Genomic DNA, 19065 nt, shown 5'->3' on the forward strand with positions numbered 1-19065 from the left:
TCGCGGATGGCGGCGAAGAACTCGCGGTCCTGCAGCTCGATGCCGTTCATCGACACGTCGACCTTGGACACGTCGATCTTCTCGTCCTTGCCCGTGAACAGGTCGTCGTAGCGCGCGATGTAGGTGGCCGTGTCGCCGATGTAGCGGAAGAAAGTGCCCAGCGGGCCGTCGTTGTTGAAGCTTAAAGATAGCGTGCAGATGGCCCCGTTGGCGGCCTTGAGCTGGATGCTCATGTCCATGGCAATGCCGAGCTCGGGGTGCATCGGGCCCTGGATGGCGTTGGCCTGCACGATCGGGCTGCCGGCCTGGTAGGCGAACAGGTCCACGGTGTGCGCGGCATGGTGCCACAGCAGGTGGTCGGTCCAGCTGCGCGCCTGGCCCAGCGCGTTGGTGTTGGTACGGCGGAAGAAGTAGGTCTGCACGTCCATCTGCTGGATGCTGAACTCGCCCGCCCTGATCTTCTGGTGCACGTACTGGTGGCTCGGGTTGAAGCGGCGCGTGTGGCCAACCATGGCGACCAGCCCGGTCTGCTTCTGCAGATCGACCACGGCCTGCGCGTCCTTCAGGTTGTCGGCGAGCGGGATCTCGACCTGCACATGCTTGCCGGCCTGCAGGCACTGGATCGACTGCGCGGCGTGCATCTGCGTCGGCGTGCACAGGATGGCGGCATCGACCTCGGGCAGCGCCAGGCTCTCGGCCAGGTCGGTGGCGACGTGCTTGATGCCGTACTTGTCGGCCACTTCCTGCGTCGGCTCCTTGCGGCGGCCGACCAGCGACACCACCTCGACGCCGTCGATGTTCCTGATGCCGTCCAGGTGCTTGATGCCGAAGGCGCCGGCGCCGGCCAGCGCGACTTTGATGGGTTTGGTCATGTTGTTCCTAATGTAATGGCGGTGAAGGGTTTGAACCCAGCTTGAACAGCCGAATGCGAAGGATTCGAAAGTTGCGCGAAGAACGCAAGAAATGCCTGTCTTCTCTTCGCGTCCTTCGCGAACCCTCGGCGCCCTTCGCGTCCGGTATCGGCCTTCAGGCGTTCTCGAGAATCAGATGCCCCACCGCCGTATTCGACGCCGGCACGTGGAAGAAGCGGTGCGCCACCTTGGGCGGCTTGCCACCGGCCACGTCGGCCATGGCGCCGCGCGCAATCAGCCACATCACCAGCTCGATGCCCTCGCTGCCGGCCTCGCGCACGTAGTCGATGTGCGGCATGGTCGACAGCTCGGCCGGGTCGGCGATCAGGCGGTCGAGGAACTTGTTGTCCCACTCGGCGTTGATCAAGCCGGCACGCGGGCCCTGCAACTGGTGGCTCATGCCGCCGGTGCCCCAGATCTGCACCTTGAGCGGCTCGTCATAGCTCTCGATGGCGCGGCGGATCGCCTGCCCCAGCGCGAAGCAGCGCTTGCCGGACGGCACCGGATACTGCACCACGTTGACGGCGAACGGGATCACCTTGCACGGCCACTCGCTCGGGGTGCCGAACATGAGGTTCAGCGGCACCGTCAGGCCGTGGTCGACCTTGAGATCGTTGACGATGGTGAGGTCGAAGTCCTGCTGGATCACCGACTGCGCGATATGCGAGGCCAGCTTGGGATGGCCCTTCACGACCGGCACCGGGCGCGGCCCGTAGCCCTCGTCGGCCGGCTCGAACTCGGCCGCGGTGCCGATGGCGAAGGTCGGGATGATGCCGAGGTCGAAGTTGGTCGCGTGGTCGTTGTAGACGAGGAAGATCACGTCGGGCGTGTTCTCCTTCATCCACTGCTTGCTGAAGTCGTAGCCCTTGAACATCGGCACCCAGTAGGGCTCGCCGGTCTTGCCCATGTCGATGGCGGCGCCGATGGCCGGCACGTGCGAACTGAACACCGAGGCGGTGATGCGGGCGTGGCCGACCGGCTTGTCCTTGGCCGCGGCATCGGCGCTCTCGACCGCGTCGGCCAGCTTCTGCTGCGCCTCGGCTTCCTGCCAGGCCTTCCAGGCGGCCGACTGGCTCATCGGGCCCTGGGCGTCGCCCTGCTCGCCGACGAAGCGGTTGCCCTCGGGACTGCGGCCGCCGCCGACCATCATGTCGCGGTACTGCTGCTCGGTCATGCCGGTCATGCTGCCGGCCATCTGCTGGAACGAGAGGCCGTCGGTGGCGCCCAACTTGGACAGGAAGTAGATGTTGCCGCCGGTGCGCATCATCCAGTTCAGGTCGCGCGCGCGCACGGCGGCGCGCTGCTCGTCGGTCATCGGCCATTCGGCCAGGTAGGCATCTTCGTCGGCCTTGAAGCGCTTGCGGTTCTCGTCCTTCATCAGGCTCATGCAGAACTGATTCAGCCAGTAGCCCTTGCGGCTCTGGTCGGCATCGAAGATGGTGGTGCCGGGAACGTCGAGATAGGGTTTGTCGAGTGCCATGGTGCGTCTCCTTATTCAAGCTTCGTCAGGCCAGTACAGGCGCATCGGGTTGTCGACCAACAGCTTGCGTTGCAGCTCGGCCGTGGGCGCGATGTGCGGGATGAAGTCGACCAGCAGGCCATCGTCGGGCATGTGGTCCTTCAGGTTGGGGTGCGGCCAGTCGGTGCCCCACAGCACGCGATCCGGGAAGGTCTCCACGATACGACGCGCGAACGGCACGACGTCGCGGTAGGGGCTTTGCTCGGCACCCAGCGCCAGCGGCCCGGTGACGGACAGCCGCTCCGGGCAGCTGACCTTGCTCCACACGTTGGGGTACTCGCGCATGAATTTCACGAACAGCTCGAACTCGGGACCATCGACGGGCTTGCTGACGTCAGGCCGGCCCATGTGGTCGACCACCACCGTGGTCGGCAGGCTGCTGAAGAAGTCCCACAGCTCGGGCAGATCCACCGCCTCGAAATAGATCACCACGTGCCAGCCAAGCTTGGCAATGCGGCCGGCGATCTCCATCAGTTCGTCCTTGGGCGTGAAGTCGACCAGGCGCTTGACGAAGTTGAAGCGCACGCCGCGCACGCCGGCGGCGTGCAGGCGCTGCAGTTCCTCGTCGCTGACGTCGCGCCGCACGGTGGCCACGCCGCGCGCCTTGCCCTGAGCGGCGATGCAGGCATCGACCATGGCGCGGTTGTCGGCGCCATGGCAGGTGGCCTGCACGATGACGTTGCGCGCGAAGCCCAGGTGATCGCGCAGGGCGAACAACTGGGCTTTCGACGCATCGCAGGGCGTGTACTTGCGCTCCGGCGCGTAGGGGAACTCGGCACCGGGGCCGAACACGTGGCAATGCGCGTCCACGCTGCCAGGCGGCAGCTGGAAGCGCGGCTTGGACGGGCCTTCGTACCAGTCGAGCCAGCCCTTGGTTTTCTCGAAGTCGCCGGTGGTGGGTTTGCTCATGGGTTCGGAAAGAGTGAATACCGTACGCAGAAGATGAAAAAGCAATAACCAAGAAAAGTCTTCTTTCGCGTCCTCTGCGTCCGGCCGTTTGGCTGTTCAGTTGGTCAGCTGTTCAGTCGATATAGCGCAGCCCCGCCTTGGCCAGCGGCTCGCGCATCTTGTAGTAGTCCAGCCCCAGCGTGCCGGAAGCAAACTCGGCCCGCTTGGCGCCCTCGTTGGCCTCGCGTGCGGTGGCGGCCTGCAGCGTCTTTTCGGCCATGGCGCGCGGCACGCAGACCACACCGTCGTCGTCGGCCACGATGACGTCGCCCGGGTGCACGATTTGGCCGGCACACACCACCGGGATGTTGACGCTGCCCAGCGTCGCCTTGATCGTGCCCTTGGAGCTGATCGCCTTGCTCCAGACCGGAAACTGGATCTCGTGCTGCAGCATGCGCACATCGCGCACGCCCGCGTCGATGATCAGCGCGCGGGCGCCGCGTGCCTTGAAGCTGGTCGCCAGCAGGTCGCCGAAGTAGCCGTCGGTGCATTCGGCGGTGACGCCGGCGACCACGATGTCGCCCGGCCTGATCTGCTCGGCCGCCACGTGCAGCATCCAGTTGTCGCCCGGCTGCAGCAGCACGGTGACGGCCGTGCCGCTGACCTGTGCGCCCGGATAGATCGGCCGCATATAGGGCTTGAGCAGGCCGACGCGGCCCATGGCCTCGTGCACAGTAGCGCTGCCGAAGGGGGCCAGCGCATCGGCGGTGGCCGCGTCGGTGCGGGTGATGTTGCGATAGACGACGCCGAGTTCGTACATGTCCTTGTTCCTTTACTTGCCCTTGGCCTTCAGTGCCGCGTCCAGGCGCGGAAACACGCGCCGCGCATTGCCCTCATAGACCTTGTAGCGCTGCTCATCCGTCAGGTTGGCGGTGGCCTGCACGTAGCGCTTGGTGTCGTCGTAGTAGTGGCCGGTCTCGGGGTCGACGCCGCGTACGGCGCCGATCATCTCGCTGGCGAACAGGATGTTGTCGACCGGGATCACCTTGGTCAGCAGGTCGATGCCCAGCTGGTGGTACACGCAGGTGTCGAAGAAGATGTTGTTCAGCAGGTGATCCTGCAGCAGCGGCTTCTTCATCTCCTGCGCCAGGCCGCGGAAGCGCCCCCAGTGGTAGGGCACCGCGCCGCCGCCGTGCGGGATGATGAACTTGAGTGTCGGGAAATCCTTGAACAGGTCGCCCTGCAGGCACTGCATGAAGGCCGTGGTGTCGGCGTTCAGGTAGTGCGCGCCGGTGGTGTGGAAGCACGCGTTGCAACTGGTGCTGACGTGCACCATGGCCGGGATGTCGTGCTCCACCATCTTCTCGTAGATGGGGTACCAGTGACGATCGGTCAGCGGCGGGCTGGTCCAGTGGCCGCCGGAAGGATCGGGATTCAGGTTGATGCCGACGAAGCCATAGTCCTTGACGCACTTTTCCAGTTCGGGGATACAGGTCTTGGGATCGACGCCCGGCGACTGCGGCAGCATGGCGGCGCCGATGAAATGGTCGGGAAACAGCTGCGACACGCGGAAGCACAGCTCGTTGCAGATCGCCGCCCAGGTACTGCTCACCTCGAAGTCGCCGATGTGGTGCGCCATGAAGCTGGCGCGCGGGCTGAAGATCGTCAGGTCGCTGCCGCGCTCCTTCATCAGGCGCAGCTGGTTGGTTTCGATCGATTCGCGCAGTTCGTCGTCGGAGATCTTCAGGTCGGCAACACGGGGCTTGGCCGCCGGATCCTTGATGCCGGCGATCTGCTGGTTGCGCCAGTTCTCCAGTGCCTTCGGCGCCGTGGTGTAGTGGCCGTGGCAGTCGATGATGAGCGGTTGGGCCTGGCTCATGCGTTTCCTCTTGAAGTCATTGCTGATCGGGATGAGGCCATTGTGCGCGCCAGGCGCCCGGCGCGCCACCGTTTGGCGCTACTATCAGCTATAGCAATTCGGCATTTCCCAAATTCAGCTATGCCGAATAAGAGGTGTCTATGGACTTGCGTCAACTCGAGTACTTCGTCCGCGTGGCCGAGCTCGGCAGCTTCACACGCGCCGCGCTGGCGCTCAACGTGGCGCAGCCGGCGCTCAGCCGCCAGGTGCGCCTGCTGGAGGTGGAACTGCGCCACAACCTGCTGCAGCGCAACGGCCGCGGCGCCGCGCCGACCGAGGCCGGTCAGCTGCTGCTGGAACACGCGCGCGGCATCCTGCACCAGGTCGAGCGTGCGCGCGAGGAACTGGCCCGCCTGCGCGGCGGCCTGGCCGGCCGCGTGACCCTGGGCCTGCCGCCCAGCGTGGCACGCGTGCTGGCGGTGCCGCTGGTGCACGACTTCCATCAGCAGTTGCCCGAGGCGCGCCTAGCCATCACCGAGGCCCTGTCGGCCAGCATGCAGGAGCAGCTGGTCAGCGGCCGACTCGACCTGGCCGTGCTCTACAACGCGCACCCGGTGCCGGACCTGGAAATCGCCCGGTTGGCGAGCGACGAACTGGTGCTGGTACGGCACCGGACCGATATCGCGCCGCCGCTGCAGGCAATCCACCTGCCCGAACTGGCGCGCCTGCCGCTGATCATCCCGAGCCGCCCCAACGCCATCCGCATCTACATGGAGGCCCAGCTGGCCGCCGTCGGCTGCGAACCCGACATCGCGCTGGAAATCGACGGCGTGGCGGCCATCCTCGACCTGGTCGAGGGCGAGGCCGGCTGCGCCATCCTGTCGCGCCACGCACTGACCGGCGTGGCGCGGCCCGAGGCCTTCAGCCTGCAAGGCATTCTGACCGTCGACGGCAAGCCGCTGCGCATTCCGCTGCACACGGCGGTGAGTGCGCGGCGCCCTACGACGAGCACGCAGCGCGCCGTGCTGGCGCTGGTGCGGCAGCAGGCGCGCCGATTTCTCGACGCCGCCGCCAGCTGAGCGCACCGGGTGGCGACCGGCAAGCGGCCTGCCGCGGCCTTGTCATGAAAACCCGCGCGGTTGATGTGCATCAAGACCTGTCCGGGGCTTGGCGGGCACAGTGTCCCCTCATGCTGTCACCCAACGCGTTCGATTGGCCGGGCGACACCTGCAGTCTGGCGCCAGGCGCCATTCTGTTGCAGCGCGGCCATGCCATGGCCCACGTGTACCACGTGGATCATGGGCGCGTGGCCCTGGGCGTGCTCGACAACGGCAGCCTGGCGCACCAGATGGGCATGGTCGAAGGCCCCTGCTGGCTCAACATCAGCTGCGCCGTGCTTGGCCTGGCACCGGCCATCGACGCCACCGCCGACACCGAGGTACGCGCGCGCCGCGTACCGCTGGCCGCCTTCGAGGCCGGCCTGAAGACGCTGCCGGAAACCGCGCTGTCGGTGATGCTCGACCTGGCGCGCGCCCACTACCAGCAGGCCGAACTGGCCGTCAGCCGCCTGGCGAAGGACGCCGAGGCGCGTTGCGCCGAATGGCTGCTGCGCCACGCCGAACCGACGCAGGACGCGCCCGGCATGCTGTCGGTGATGCTGCGTCAGCGCAAGCGCATGATCGCGGCCCAGCTCGGCATCGCACCCGAAACGCTGTCGCGCGTGCTGCGTCAGTTGCGCGAACGCAGCCTGATCAGCGGTTCCGGCCGCGTGCTCAAGCTGCTCGACCTGAACGGCCTGCGGGCTCTGGCCGGCGTCTGACGAAACGGCAGGCCGGGCCGGCTTGCTGACACATCCTCTGGTTCGTGCCGTCTGCGCTCAGCGCCGCGCTGGCAGCACCGCGCGCCGCGCGCCGACCACCTGCTCCAGCACCTGCGCGAACCGGTCGCAGGCGCCGTCGTCGAACGGCAGCGACAAGGCCATGAAGCCGCGCCGCGCCATGAACACGCCGTGCGCCAGCAGGTCGAAGAACACCAGCGCCCGCGCGCGGTCGTCGCTCGCCGCCAGGTCATCGGCGCTGTGGATCGGCCCGGCCAACGTCTGCAACTGCATCAGCGAACCAAGGCCGGTGAACTGCAGCGCCACACCCTGCCCGGCCAGCCAGCTGTTCAGCCGGCCACGCAGCGCCTCACCGCGCGCGTTCAGCGCGTCCAGCCGCTCGGCGGTCAGCACCTGGTGCAGCCCCGCCAGGCCGGCGGCCATGGTGAGCACGTTGTTGTTGAAGGTGCCGGCATGCTGCAGCGCCCCGCTGCCGCGCGGGTCGTAGCGCTGCATCACTTCGGCGCGCCCACCGAAGGCGCCGAACGAAAGGCCGCCGCCGAAATACTTGCCCAGCGTGGTCAGGTCGGGCCGGATGCCCAGCAGCGCCTGCCGCCCGCCGATCGACAGGCGCGAGGTCATCACCTCGTCGAAGATCAGCGGTGCGCCGCAGTCGTCGGCCAGCTGCCGCAGGCCGCTCAGGAATTCCGGCTCGCCCGGAATGCAGCCGCCCGAGCCCTGCATCGGCTCGACCAGGATGGCGGCCAGCTCAGCCCGATGCGACGCCACGCGCGCATGCACATCGTCCAGGTCGTTGTAGCGCGCCACGATCCAGTCGTGCGGGACGTTGACGGGCGAGCCGCCACCGGCGAAGGCGAGCACGCCGCCGTGGTAGCCACCCTTGAAAACCAGCACCTTGCGGCGCCCGGTGTGCGCAGTGGCGCTGGCCAGCGCCATCAGGTTGGCCTCGGTACCCGAATTGGTGAAACGCAGCAACTCCATCGACGGAAAGCGCCGCTGCACTTCGCGTGCCAGCGCGCCTTCGCGCGCGGTATGCGAGGACAGGCTGAGGCCATCGGCCAGGGCTTCGGTGATGGCGGCGCGGATCGCCGGCTCGGAGTGACCGTACAGGCCGGCGGTGAACTCGCCCAGCGCATCCAGGTAGCGGTGGCCGTCGGCATCCCACAGATGGCAGCCTTCGCCGCGCACCATGGCGGGCGGGAACGGCGCGAAGAACAGCACGCTGCGGGTGTTGCCGCCGGGCAGCACCTGCGTGGCCTCGTTGAAGACGCGTTCGCTGGCCGGATGCGTCCGGCGGTAGTGCTCGATCGTGTCGGCCAGTGCCTGCGCGAGTGGGTCCATGCGTTCAGGCTCCCTGGCGCAGCCGCGCCGGCGACACCACGGCCGCATCGACGCCGTGCGCCGTCAGTTCACCGGGCAACCCGTGGCCCTGGATCAGGCTCGCCGCCAGCAGGCTGGCACCGGCGGCGCTCTGGATGCCATAGCCGCCCTGCGCCGCCAGCCAGAAGAAGCCGGGGCAGGCGTCGTCGAAGCCGATCACGATCTCGCCATCCGGCACGAAACTGCGCAGCCCGGCCCAGGTGGCGCTGGGTCGGCGGATCTCCAGCGTCGTCGCTTCCTGGATGCGGTGGATGCCGAGCGCGATGTCCAGCTCCTCCGGCTGCACGTCGTGCGGCGCCACCGGATCGGCGTTGGCGGGCGAGCCCAGCAGCTGGCCGGCGTCGGGCTTGAAGTACCAGTGCTCATCGACATCGGCCACCATCGGCCAGTTCGCCACATCGGCATCGGCGGGCGGCTGGAAGGTGAAGGCGCTGCGGCGGCGCGGCTCGATGCCGATCGGCGCGGCGCCGAACAGTGGCGCCACCTCGTCGACCCAGGCGCCGGCGGCGTTGACGACGGTGGCTGCCTGCACCTGCGCAGCATCGGAGAGCGTCAGCTGCCAGCGGTCGCCGGTGCGGATGGCCGAGACCGGGCTCACCTCGGTCATCAGCCGCCCACCGGCCTGCCGCGCGCCGCGCAGAAAACCCTGCAGCAGCGCATCGACATCGATGTCGTAGCCGTCCTCGTCCAGCAAGGCCTGCTCGAACAGCCCCGGCCGCAGCATCGGCGCCGCGCGCACGATGGCCTCACCCTGCAGCAGCGGCAGCTGCGTGCCGCTCGCCGCCAGTTCGGCCGCCAGCGCCGCCAGCGCCGCGCCCTGCTCGGCCGTGGCCACGAACAGCGCGTGGCGGGTGTGCATCAGCGCCTGTTCGCTGAAGCCCGCGGGCGGCTGCAGATAGAACGCGCGACTGGCCCGCGTCAGCGCACGCACGCCCGGCGGCCCGTAGCTTTCCATGAACATCGCCGCCGAACGGCCGGTGCTGTGGTAACCGGGCTGCGACTCGCGCTCGATCACGATCACCGTGCTGCCGGCACGGGACAGCCGCCAGGCCAGCGAAGCACCGGCGATGCCGGCTCCGATGATCAGCACGTCGCATGAACTCATGGGCTCATTGTGGCGCAGGCACGCTCGGCCGCGCTCAGACTGGGTGGCGGGTGACCGTGCCGGCCTGGTTGTCGAGCTCCATCAACAGCTCGTGGTACTCGATCCGCACTGGCGCACCGCTGCGCTGCTCGGCCTGCGCGATCCAGGCCGCATCGTGGCCGCGCCGGGCCGCCTCGACCGAGGGCCAGAGGTAGATGCCGATGCCTTCGGTCTGGTCAGTGCTGCACAGGTACAGCTTGCGCACCAGCTCGGAATTGGCGCGCCAGCGCTCGAGCGTGGCCTCGGCGCCGGCGAGGATGTCGGCACGCGAGGTACCCGGCGGGTGCATGAAGCGGACGATCTCGACAATCAAGCCAGTTGCTCCGGATGCCACGCAGACGGATCAGCGCGCCCTCGCACCGGCGGTCAATGCGCGCCGGCGCGGCGACGGCCTGCGGACCAAGCGCCGCACGCCGCCGATGATGAGCGCCCGCTGGCCATCAGGCCTTGGCCGAGCGCGGCTTGCGCACGAAATGGATCGGCTGCTCGCGCACCGGCCGCGCCGGCGCGCCGTGCGCGCGCAGCGCGGCGTCCAGCGCCTTGCCGCCCTCGTCCTTCAGGGCCGCCTCGCGTGCGGCGGCAATGGCATGGGTGCGCGCCGTGGCATCCAGCAGCTGGGGCGACTGCGCCAGATGTTCCAGCACGTGCAGCAGGTTGTGCTTGCCGCGTTCGTTGGCCGATCCGTAGCCCTTGATCAGGCGGCCGCAGCGGGCGATCTCCAGGCCCAGCGCCGGGGCGGCCCGCAGGCCCTGCTCGATGCCGTCCAGCCACTGCCCAATCAGTTGCTGCTCGGTCGAATAGCGCTGGCCCTTGCGGCGCAGCCACTTCATCGAAGCCAGCGTGCGCAGCGCCAGCATGCCCAGCACGGTATGCGTGCCCAGCTTGAGCGGCTTGGCCCAGGGCTTGTCGCCGCGCGCCACGCGCGCCGCGTCCCAGCGCGTCAGGCGCCGGCCCAGGGCGGCCGGCAGCAGGCCGGCGAATTCCGGAACACCCGGTTTGAAGTGGTCATACACCTTGAGCAGGTCGCCCTCGCCCGCCTTGACCTCGCGCTGCACGCGCTGGCGCCGCGAGCCGGCGGCCTTCAGGTAGGCCACGCGCACGATGTCGTCGAAGGCCATCCACAGCGCCAGCCAGCGCGCGGCTTCGTGCGTGGCCTCGCCCTGGGCGGCGCCGGCAGCCTGCTCGGCAGCCCAGATCTTGCGCAGGCGCTCGAGGTAGAGCTCGCCGTAGGCGCGGTCCTGGTAGTCCACCACCCGGGCCAGCCCGAGGCCGATGCGCTCGTGCAGCGCAGGCGGAAAGCCGTCGGCGATGCGTGCATCCAGCACGGCCGGCTGGGCCGCGCCAGCCGGCTCGCGACCCTGCAGCAGGCTCATCACCGCCGCACCCTGCTCGCGCTGCCGCTGCACCGCCTCGAAACCGAGCGCGAAGCCACGCAGGCTGGCCTTGGCCGAGGCACCGCCGCCCTCGCCGACCACCGCCTCGTAGTCGGCGCGCGCGAACGGCAGCACGCCACTGGCGGCGATGCAGCCCAGCATCACGCTGCTGACCACCGTGCCGGCCTCGCGCGTCAGCCGGCCCATGTCGAGAATGTGGTGGCGCGCCGCGTTGGCCTGCACCATGGCGGCCAGTTGCGCGTCGTTCCAGCGCCCGTCGCCCAGCGGCATGCGCTCGGCCGTGGTCAGCGCGCGCGCGGTGGAGGAAATGACGCAGCTGCGCTCGCGCGAAGCCATGCCGTTGCCAATTTGGCGCACGGTCTCCATCAGCTCGCTCGACACCAGCAGATCGAGCCGGCCCGGCAGCGGCGTCAGGCCGAACACCGGGCGCCGGCCCTGCAGCGCGCGCTCGTGCTCGGGCCAGAATTCGAGGTAGTAGGTGGTGGCGCCGGTGCGCTGCGCGACGCCGGGCACCGAGGTCGCCTGCGCCGGATGGCCTGCGTGGCGCGCGACCGCGAACAGCCACTCGGCCAGCACGCCGCCGCCCTCGCCGCCGAGGGCGCACAGCAGCACGGTGATGGGTTGTTGTGCACTCATCTGGGTTTCTCCCCGCTCAGGCCGGTTGCAGCGCGCGCACGATGGCGCCACGCAGGCCGTGGACCAGGCGTTCGTGCCACTTCGGGTTCTGGATCACCTCGGCGCGGTAGAACGAGGGGCACAGCGTGGCCGCGTGCGCGTTCTCGCCGCACAGGCCGCAGCCGACGCAGCCGTCGATCACGGTGGCGATCGGGTCGACCTTGAGCGGATCGGGGTTGTCGCGCAGCGTCAGCGTCGGGCAGGCCGACAGCCGGATGCAGGCGTGGTCGCCGGTGCACACGTCCTCGTCGACGCCGTACTTCACCCGCACCACGCGCTTGCCCTTCTTCAGCAGGCCGGCGATCCAGGGCTTGACCCGGCGCTGGCGCTCGAGCTGGCACTCGCCCTCGGCCACGATCACCTTCAGGCCGTTGAAAGGGGTGGTGAAGGCCTCTTCCAGCGTGTCGCGCATCTTCGCCACCTCGTAGGTGTTGACCACGCGCATCCATTTCACGCCCAGGCCCTGCAGCGCGTTCTCGATCGTCTGGTTGGTATGCACCAGGCTGCTGCCCTTGTCCTCGGCGTTGAACTTGGCGTCCTCGCTCGGCGTCGAGATGATGTCCTGCGTGCCGGTGGCCGAGGTGTAGCCGTTCTTGAAGATCAGCAGCACCGCATCGTCGCCGTTGAACAGCGCCGCCTGCACGCCGCTGACGAGTCCGTTGTGCCAGAAGCCGCCATCGCCCATGATGGCCAGCACGCGCTTGTTCATGTGCGGCGACACGCCGGCGCGGCTGGCCAGGCTCATGCCGAAGCCGAGGATGGTGTGGCCGGTGGTGAATGGTTCGAAGGTGCCAAACGAATGGCAGCCGATGTCGGCCGCCACGTGCACCGGCCCCACCGTCTGCTGCGCCAGCTTGATGGCCGAGAACACCGGGCGCTCCGGGCAGCCGATGCAGAAGCCCGGCGGTCGCGCCGGCAGCGGCTCGGGCAGCGCTTGGCCCACCTCGCCGCGGCGCTGTTGGTTCGCCGCCAGCCAGCTCTGGACGTCCTGCACGTCGAGTTCGGGCGCCACCCGGGCCAGCCACTTCGCCAGTCCGGTGGCCATCACCTCGACGTTGTACTCGCCGCCCATCGGCAGCACGTCCTTGCCAGCCAGCGGAGTCTGGATGTCCTGCCGCCGCAGCAAGGTGGCGATCTCCTGCTCGATGTACTCCGGCTGGCCTTCCTCCAGCACCAGCACCGCGCGCTTGCCCTGGCAGAAGTCGGTGATCTGCTGCGGCACCAGCGGGCTGGTGACATTGAGCACCAGGGTCGGCACGTCCAGCTCGCCGAAGGCATCGGCCAGGCCGAACTGCTGCAGCGCGCGCACCAGCGTGTTGTACAGGCCACCCTGCACGATCAGGCCGAGGTCGGACAGCTTGCCGGCGTGCAGTTCGTTCAACTGGTGCTCGACGATGTAGCGGCGCGCGGCCGGGATGCGCTCCTCGTACTTGAGCTTCTCGTGCGTGAAGGTCACCGGCGGGTGCGCCAGCCGGCTGTAGTCGAACTGCGCCGGCTGCTGCATCAGCGCGCGGGTCGAGATCGATGGCATGCGGTTGTCGCGTGCCGCGAAGCTGCCGCGCACGTGGCAGGCCCGGATGCGCAACTCCATCATGGCCGGCATGTTGCTGGCCTCGCTCATGGCAAAGCCGTGCTCGACCATGTCGACCATCTGCGCCAGATCGGGCCGCGGATCGAGCAGGATCATGCCGGACTTGAGCGCGTAGGCGTGGGTGCGCTCCTGGATCACGCTGGCACCCTCGCCGTAGTCCTCGCCGATCACGATCAGCACGCCGCCGGTGACGCCGGGCGAGGACAGGTTGGACAGCGCGTCGGCCGCCACGTTGGTGCCGACGATGCTCTTCCAGGTGACGGCGCCGCGGATCGGGTAGTGGATCGAGGCGCCCAGCATCGCGGCGGCCGAAGCCTCGTTGGAGCAGGCCTCGACGTGCACGCCCAGCTCGGCCATCAGGCCGCGCGCCTGCACCAGCACATCCATCAGGTGCGACACCGGCGCGCCCTGGTAACCGCCGACATAGGCCACGCCCGATTGCAGCAGGCCCTTGGTGATGGCCAGGATGCCCTCGCCGTGAAACGTCTCCCCCGCGCCCAGGCGCAAAGATTCGATTTCCTTGGTGAACGAAACTTCCACGTCATGTCTCCTGACTGATCCTGCGCAGTGTCCGGTCTTTTGATTCATTCATCAATACAATGAACCTAATAAGAAACATGCGTTGAATGAATATAAACACGCTCGACCTGAACCTGCTGCGGCTGTTCGACGCCATCTGGCGCACGCGCAACGTCAGCCGCGCCGCCGAGCAGTTGGGCCTCTCGCAGCCGGCCGCCAGCCAGGGCCTGGCGCGCCTGCGCCAGCAACTGGGCGACGCCCTGTTCGTGCGCGGCGGCGGCGGCGTGGCGCCGACGCCGCGCGCCGAGGCGCTGGCGCTGGCGGTGCAGTCGGCGCTCAGCACGCTCGAACAGGCGCTGACGGCCACCGCGTTCGACCCGCGGCGCTCCACGCGCAGCTTCCGCCTGCACCTGTCCGACATCGGCGAGGCACGTTTCCTGCCGCGCCTGCTGGCCATGCTGCAGGCCGAGGCGCCGACCACGCGCGTCGAGACACGCCCGCTGCCGCTCGACGAGATTGCCCCGGCACTCGACAGCGGCCGGCTCGACGTAGCGATCGGCTATCTGTCCGCCATGGACGACACGCTGTCGCTGCCGCTGTTCCGCGACCGTTACGTCATCCTGCTACGGCGCGGGCATCCGATCCTGCGCCACTGGCGGCGACGCAGCGCGGCCGACGAGGCCGAGCTGCTGTCAGGCCTGCGCTACGCGGTGGTGCGCTCGCACGCCGACACCTTGCGCATCCTGAGCCTGCTCGGCGTCGAGGGCAACATCCGGCTCAGCGCCGCCAATTTCCTGTCCCTGCCCGACACCGTGAAGGCCACCGACCTGGCGGTGCTGATGCCGAGCCAGACCGCGCTGCAGTTCGTTGCCGGCGGCGAACACGCGCTGATCGAGCCCGACATGCCCTTGCGCGAGCTCACCGTCTCGCTGCACTGGAGCCGCCGCTTCGCCCACGACCCGGCGCTGCGCTGGCTGCGCGGGCGCATCGTGGACATGTTCGAGACGGCTGGCTGATGCGTTCGCCGCGTGCGGCGCGCGGCTGACTTTCACCGTGTCGCTGCCTGTCCACCTGGGCGGGAGCGACGGCAGCCGCGAAGACGTGTCTTGCGCTGAAAGAACAGGCGGTTCGCGGCTGCCACCGACCCTGCCCACCGAGGGCTTGCTACACGCGACCGGGCAATTCCGAACGCGGCATCAAGCCGCTACACGCACCGTCCGCAGCTTCAGCGAGAACTCGCGCAGCGCGGCGATGCCGCTGTCCTCGGCACTGCGGCACCAGGCCTGCAGGTCGGCCACCAGCTGCTCGCGCGTGCGGCCGGTGGTGAGCCACAGCTGGCGCAGTTCCTCGCGCATGGTGACCATCTTGTCGAGCACCGGGTAGGCGGCGCGCGCCGCCTCGAGCTGCGGCACGGCGGCAGCGGGCACACGCTCGGCATCGCGGTGCAGCCAGCGGCGCGCGGCGCCCAGTGCTCCGCTCCTGGCCGCACCGGCGGCTTCGGTCTGCTGCTGGAACACCTTGCGCATCTGGCGCGCGTAACTGGCCATCATCTCGTAGCGGTGCGCGATCAGCGCCTCCAGCGTCTGGTCGTCGGCCACCGGGCGCAGCTCGCCATAGGCCAGGCGTGGCGGGATTTTCTTCGGCGCTGCCAGGCGGAGCTTGCCCAGCAGCGTGATGTAGACCCAGCCGATGTCGAACTCGTAGGGCTTGACCGAGAACTTGGCCGAGGTCGGGTAGGTGTGGTGGTTGTTGTGCAGTTCCTCGCCGCCGATGACGATGCCCCAGGGCACCAGGTTGGTGCTGGCGTCCTGCGCCTCGAAGTTGCGGTAACCCCAGTAGTGGCCGACGCCGTTGACCACGCCGGCGGCCCAGAACGGGATCCAGGCCATCTGCATGGCCCACAGCGCCAGGCCCAGTGCACCGAACAGCAGCAGGTCGACGATCAGCATCAGGCTCACGCCCAGCACCGAGAAGCGGCTGTAGAGATGGCGCTCGATCCAGTCGTCCGGCGTGCCGTGGCCGTAGCGCGACAGCGTTTCGGCATTCATGGCTTCCGCACGGTACAGCTCGGCGCCCTGCCACAGGACCTTGCGCAGACCGTGGATCTGCGGGCTGTGCGGGTCTTCCACCTGCTCGCACTTGGCGTGGTGCTTGCGGTGAATGGCGGTCCAGGCCTTGGTGGTCATGCCGGTGGTCAGCCAGAGCCAGAAACGGAAGAAGTGCCGCACGGCCGGGTGCAAATCGAGCGCGCGGTGCGCCGAATGCCGGTGCAGGTACAGGGTCACGCTGACGATGGTGACGTGCGTCAGCAGCAGACCGACCAGCAGCACCTGCCACCAGGCCAGACCCAGCAGGCCATTGGCCAGCCAGTCCAGCGCAGCGGCGAACAGCGGGGAATCAAAGAACGGGGTCATGGGTGGGTCGTTCCTAGGCGAAGAAAGGCAGGCGCGCATGGCTGCCTGCCGGGATCCGGATGGTGCGCGGGTGCGGCCGGCCTGCGTTGGAGCGCCGCCCTCAGGCCCGGTTCGATTCTAGGTGTCGCATTCCGTGACAGGCCATGGGCAAAAGCCCTCGAGACCTGGTCGGCGCCCAATGCGAAACCGCGTTTCGTCCACTATTTGGCAGCCGTCAGGCGCGCCGTTGCCAGACGGCGGCGAAGAAGCCGTCGGTGCCGTGGCGGTGCGGCCACAGGCGCATCTGCTGGCCGGCCGGCAGCTCACTGTCGTCACCGGCCGGTGCGCACAGCTCAGCGGCCTGGGGCAGCTTCAGCGCAGTCAGCAGCTGGGCCACGTTCAGGGGCTCGAATTCCGGGTTCGCCGCACCGAACGCGGCGGCGACGCCCTCGTTTTCCTCCGGCAGCAGGCTGCAGGTGGCATACACCAGCCGCCCCCCGGGCTTGAGCAGCCGCGCCGCGCCGCTCAGGATGGCCTGCTGCTTGGCCACCAGCTCGATCACGTCCTGCGGCGATTGGCGCCACTTCAGGTCCGGGTTGCGGCGCAGCGTGCCGAGGCCCGAGCACGGCGCATCGACCAGCACGCGGTCGAACTTGGCGCGCAAGTGCTTGACGCGCTGGTCGCGCTCGTGCGCAATGGCGATCGGGTGCACGTTCGACAGGCCGCTGCGCGCCAGCCGGGGCTTCAGCGCGTCGAGCCGGTGCGCCGACACGTCGAAGGCGTACAGCCGTCCGGTGTTGCGCATGGCGGCGCCGATGGCCAGCGTCTTGCCGCCGGCGCCGGCGCAGAAGTCGGCCACCATCTCGCCGCGCCGCGCCTCCAGCAGCAGCGCCAGCAGCTGCGAGCCTTCGTCCTGCACCTCGAAGGCGCCGCGCTTGAAGGCGTCGAGCTGCTGCAGCGCCGGCTTGCCGGCCAGCCGCAGGCCCCAGGGAGAATGCAGCGTCGGCGTCGACTCGATGCCTTGCGCCTGCAGCTCCTGCGCAACTTGCTCTCTTTTCTGAAGCAGGGTGTTCACGCGCAGGTCCAGCGGCGCACCTTGCAGCAGCGCCGCCGCCAGCGCGTCGAATTCATCGCCGAGTTGCGCGCGCAGCCGCTCGGCCAGCCAGTCGGGCAGGTTGTGGCGATGCTCGGGGCGCAGCTGCTCGGGCGGCACGGCATCGCAGGCATCGATCCAGTCCCGCTCGGCATCGCTGAGCGCGGCCTTCAGGAAATCACGCGGTGCGTGGAAGGCCAGCATCGCCAGGCGTCGTTCGCGCGCACCGCGCCCGGACAGCGCCAGGTGCTCGTACAGGCGCTTGCGCCGCAGCACCGCGTACGCGGTCTCGGCCAGCGTGGCACGCTCGCGCGGCCCCAGCGCGCGCTGCTCGCGGAAGAAGCGCGACACCACGGCATCGGCCGGATGGTCGAGTTGGAGCACACGGCGCACCAGTTCGGTGGCGGCCTCGAGCAGGGCTTTGGGATGCATGGTCGGAATTGTCGCGCTGGCGCGCCCAGCGGTCAGGCGGATTCGCCCGCTCGGCGGGCGGCGGGCGTCATCGCGGTCGAAGCCACTCGGCAATGGCGCGCGGGTAGATCAGGTGCTCCTGGGTCAGGATGCGCGCCGCCAGCGCATCGGCACTGTCGCCCGGCAGGATCGGCACCACCGCCTGCGCCAGGATGTGGCCGTGATCGAGTTCGGCCGTCACCTGGTGCACCGAGGCGCCGGCGAAGCGGCACCCCTCGTCGATGGCGCGCTGGTACGTGTGCAGGCCCGGGAACGCCGGCAGCAGGCTGGGGTGGATGTTGATCAGGCGCCCTTCGTAATGCGCCACAAAGCCGGGCGTCAGGATGCGCATGAAGCCGGCCAGCACCACCAGCGCCGGGCGGCCTTGCGGGTCGTGGCGGTCGATCTCGGCCGCCAGTGCGGCATCGAAGGCCTCGCGGCTGGCAAAGCGCTTGTGGTCCACCACGCCGGTGGCGATGCCGGCTTCCTGCGCGGTCTGCAGCCCCCTGGCGCCGGGCCGGTTGCTGATCACCGCCGAAACGCGCGCGCCCAGGCGCTCGGCCCAGCGCTCGCGCGCAGCCGCACGCAGGATGGCCGCCATGTTGGAGCCGGTGCCGGAAATCAGGATGACGATGTGCTTCATGCGCGGCCGAGATTATGCGAGAGCGCACCAGATAGGTCGCGCTATGCTGCTCGCATGATCGCCCGCCCCCTGACCCTGATCGAAGCCCGCGTGCTCGGCACGCTGATGGAAAAAGCGCGCACCGTGCCCGACACCTACCCGCTGTCGCTGAACCTGGTCGTCACCGGTTGCAACCAGAAGACCAGCCGCGAGCCGGTGATGAATGTCACCGAGGCGCAGGCGCAGGAGGCGCTGGATGACCTCAAGGCCCTGAACCTGGTGTTCGAGTCGCATGGCAGTCGCGTGGCGCGCTACGAGCACAACTTCCAGCGCGCCATCGGCGTGCCCGAGCAATCGGCCGTGCTGCTCGGCCTGCTGCTGCTGCGCGGGCCGCAGACGGCCGGCGAGCTGCGCATCAACACCGAGCGCTGGTACCGCTTCGCCGACATCTCGTCGGTGGAGGGTTTTCTGGACGAGTTGGCCGAACGGCCCGAGGACAAGGGCGGCGCGTTGGTGGCCCGCTTGCCGCGCACGCCCGGCACGCGCGAGGACCGCTGGGCGCAACTGCTGTGCGGGCCGGTTGCTCTCGACGCCGGATCGACCAGTTCCGGCACCAGCGCGGCGCCGCCGGACGGGCAGGAGGCGCGCATCGCCGCGCTCGAAGCCGGGCTGGCGGCGCTGCGCGCCACGGTCGAGCGCCTGTGCGCCGAGCTCGGCGTGTCGCCGGCCGGACCGGAAGATGCCGCCGCGCATGCTACAAATCCGGCTTCAGAAGAAACCTGACCGAGGCT

The 19065-nt window shown here is 68.9% G+C and carries 17 protein-coding genes and 1 pseudogene; 4 read left to right on the forward strand and 14 right to left on the reverse strand.

Going from position 1 to position 19065, the window contains the following annotated elements; genetic code table 11:
* The 6 genes and pseudogenes from PK606_RS12105 to PK606_RS12130 form a co-directional block, all read right to left on the reverse strand.
* Window positions 1-872 (reverse strand): Gfo/Idh/MocA family oxidoreductase (locus PK606_RS12105; RefSeq protein ID WP_324564301.1); only part of this gene is annotated, 872 nt, incomplete at its 3' end.
* A gap of 154 nt (window positions 873-1026) precedes the next feature.
* On the reverse strand, window positions 1027-1935 hold the full coding sequence (locus tag PK606_RS12110) for a class III extradiol dioxygenase subunit beta (RefSeq protein WP_324564367.1): 909 nt from the start codon (window positions 1933-1935) through the stop codon (window positions 1027-1029).
* Window positions 1936-2019: 84 nt separating this feature from the next.
* A pseudogene (ligA, locus tag PK606_RS12115) lies at window positions 2020-2391 on the reverse strand (protocatechuate 4,5-dioxygenase subunit alpha); the annotation flags it as partial.
* A gap of 15 nt (window positions 2392-2406) precedes the next feature.
* On the reverse strand, window positions 2407-3339 hold the full coding sequence (locus PK606_RS12120; protein WP_324564304.1) for an amidohydrolase family protein: 933 nt from the start codon (window positions 3337-3339) through the stop codon (window positions 2407-2409).
* A 112-nt stretch (window positions 3340-3451) separates the two neighbouring features.
* The gene (ligK, locus tag PK606_RS12125; RefSeq protein ID WP_324564307.1) at window positions 3452-4138 is read right to left on the reverse strand and encodes a 4-carboxy-4-hydroxy-2-oxoadipate aldolase/oxaloacetate decarboxylase; all 687 of its coding nucleotides are present in this window, start codon (window positions 4136-4138) and stop codon (window positions 3452-3454) included.
* A gap of 12 nt (window positions 4139-4150) precedes the next feature.
* Entirely contained in the window at window positions 4151-5197 is a 1047-nt protein-coding gene (locus PK606_RS12130; RefSeq protein WP_324564309.1) for an amidohydrolase family protein, read from the reverse strand.
* Between the two features lie 140 nt (window positions 5198-5337).
* Here PK606_RS12130 and PK606_RS12135 point away from each other — a divergent pair, with 140 nt between their 5' ends.
* On the forward strand, window positions 5338-6255 hold the full coding sequence (locus PK606_RS12135) for a LysR family transcriptional regulator (RefSeq protein ID WP_324564311.1): 918 nt from the start codon (window positions 5338-5340) through the stop codon (window positions 6253-6255).
* 110 nt (window positions 6256-6365) lie between these two features.
* Window positions 6366-6995 carry a Crp/Fnr family transcriptional regulator gene (locus tag PK606_RS12140; RefSeq protein ID WP_324564313.1) on the forward strand — a complete coding sequence of 210 codons (630 nt, stop codon included), beginning with the start codon at window positions 6366-6368 and terminating at the stop codon, window positions 6993-6995.
* 57 nt (window positions 6996-7052) lie between these two features.
* Here PK606_RS12140 and PK606_RS12145 read toward each other — a convergent pair whose 3' ends face one another.
* From PK606_RS12145 to PK606_RS12165, 5 genes are all read right to left on the reverse strand, one after another.
* Complete coding sequence (locus PK606_RS12145) at window positions 7053-8354, reverse strand: aspartate aminotransferase family protein (RefSeq protein WP_324564315.1); 1302 nt, start codon at window positions 8352-8354, stop codon at window positions 7053-7055.
* Window positions 8355-8358: 4 nt separating this feature from the next.
* Window positions 8359-9498, reverse strand: coding sequence for an NAD(P)/FAD-dependent oxidoreductase (locus tag PK606_RS12150; protein ID WP_324564317.1), 1140 nt, complete (start codon window positions 9496-9498; stop codon window positions 8359-8361).
* A 34-nt stretch (window positions 9499-9532) separates the two neighbouring features.
* The gene (locus tag PK606_RS12155) at window positions 9533-9850 is read right to left on the reverse strand and encodes a hypothetical protein (RefSeq protein ID WP_324564320.1); all 318 of its coding nucleotides are present in this window, start codon (window positions 9848-9850) and stop codon (window positions 9533-9535) included.
* Window positions 9851-9977: 127 nt separating this feature from the next.
* A complete protein-coding gene (locus tag PK606_RS12160; RefSeq protein ID WP_324564322.1) occupies window positions 9978-11567 on the reverse strand; it encodes an indolepyruvate oxidoreductase subunit beta family protein in 1590 nt (529 codons plus the stop codon).
* A 16-nt stretch (window positions 11568-11583) separates the two neighbouring features.
* Window positions 11584-13737: a thiamine pyrophosphate-dependent enzyme gene (locus PK606_RS12165; protein WP_324564324.1), complete on the reverse strand. Its 2154-nt coding sequence runs from the start codon at window positions 13735-13737 to the stop codon at window positions 11584-11586.
* An 86-nt stretch (window positions 13738-13823) separates the two neighbouring features.
* Here PK606_RS12165 and PK606_RS12170 point away from each other — a divergent pair, with 86 nt between their 5' ends.
* On the forward strand, window positions 13824-14732 hold the full coding sequence (locus PK606_RS12170) for a LysR family transcriptional regulator (RefSeq protein WP_324564326.1): 909 nt from the start codon (window positions 13824-13826) through the stop codon (window positions 14730-14732).
* Between the two features lie 180 nt (window positions 14733-14912).
* Here the strand turns inward: PK606_RS12170 and PK606_RS12175 are convergent, their stop codons facing one another.
* The 3 genes from PK606_RS12175 to purN form a co-directional block, all read right to left on the reverse strand.
* A complete protein-coding gene (locus PK606_RS12175) occupies window positions 14913-16130 on the reverse strand; it encodes a DesA family fatty acid desaturase (RefSeq protein WP_324564329.1) in 1218 nt (405 codons plus the stop codon).
* A gap of 214 nt (window positions 16131-16344) precedes the next feature.
* Complete coding sequence (locus PK606_RS12180) at window positions 16345-17634, reverse strand: RsmB/NOP family class I SAM-dependent RNA methyltransferase (RefSeq protein ID WP_324564332.1); 1290 nt, start codon at window positions 17632-17634, stop codon at window positions 16345-16347.
* A gap of 67 nt (window positions 17635-17701) precedes the next feature.
* The gene (gene purN, locus PK606_RS12185; RefSeq protein ID WP_324564334.1) at window positions 17702-18295 is read right to left on the reverse strand and encodes a phosphoribosylglycinamide formyltransferase; all 594 of its coding nucleotides are present in this window, start codon (window positions 18293-18295) and stop codon (window positions 17702-17704) included.
* 54 nt (window positions 18296-18349) lie between these two features.
* On the opposite strand from purN, the gene PK606_RS12190 reads away from it, so the two are divergent.
* The gene (locus tag PK606_RS12190; protein WP_324564336.1) at window positions 18350-19057 is read left to right on the forward strand and encodes a YceH family protein; all 708 of its coding nucleotides are present in this window, start codon (window positions 18350-18352) and stop codon (window positions 19055-19057) included.
* Window positions 19058-19065: the final 8 nt, after the last annotated feature.

The sequence above is a fragment of the Ottowia sp. genome (assembly GCF_035444425.1).
Taxonomy (GTDB): domain Bacteria; phylum Pseudomonadota; class Gammaproteobacteria; order Burkholderiales; family Burkholderiaceae_C; genus Ottowia.

Coding starts and splice junctions, on each gene's coding strand:
- PK606_RS12175 (WP_324564329.1), bottom strand. CDS start 16,130: ATGACCCCGTTCTTTGATTCCCCGCTGTTCGCCGCTGCGCTGGACTGG.
- PK606_RS12145 (WP_324564315.1), bottom strand. CDS start 8,354: ATGGACCCACTCGCGCAGGCACTGGCCGACACGATCGAGCACTACCGC.
- PK606_RS12170 (WP_324564326.1), top strand. CDS start 13,824: ATGAATATAAACACGCTCGACCTGAACCTGCTGCGGCTGTTCGACGCC.
- PK606_RS12140 (WP_324564313.1), top strand. CDS start 6,366: ATGCTGTCACCCAACGCGTTCGATTGGCCGGGCGACACCTGCAGTCTG.
- PK606_RS12160 (WP_324564322.1), bottom strand. CDS start 11,567: ATGAGTGCACAACAACCCATCACCGTGCTGCTGTGCGCCCTCGGCGGC.
- PK606_RS12135 (WP_324564311.1), top strand. CDS start 5,338: ATGGACTTGCGTCAACTCGAGTACTTCGTCCGCGTGGCCGAGCTCGGC.
- ligK (WP_324564307.1), bottom strand. CDS start 4,138: ATGTACGAACTCGGCGTCGTCTATCGCAACATCACCCGCACCGACGCG.
- PK606_RS12150 (WP_324564317.1), bottom strand. CDS start 9,498: ATGAGTTCATGCGACGTGCTGATCATCGGAGCCGGCATCGCCGGTGCT.
- PK606_RS12190 (WP_324564336.1), top strand. CDS start 18,350: ATGATCGCCCGCCCCCTGACCCTGATCGAAGCCCGCGTGCTCGGCACG.
- purN (WP_324564334.1), bottom strand. CDS start 18,295: ATGAAGCACATCGTCATCCTGATTTCCGGCACCGGCTCCAACATGGCG.
- PK606_RS12120 (WP_324564304.1), bottom strand. CDS start 3,339: ATGAGCAAACCCACCACCGGCGACTTCGAGAAAACCAAGGGCTGGCTC.
- PK606_RS12180 (WP_324564332.1), bottom strand. CDS start 17,634: ATGCATCCCAAAGCCCTGCTCGAGGCCGCCACCGAACTGGTGCGCCGT.
- PK606_RS12130 (WP_324564309.1), bottom strand. CDS start 5,197: ATGAGCCAGGCCCAACCGCTCATCATCGACTGCCACGGCCACTACACC.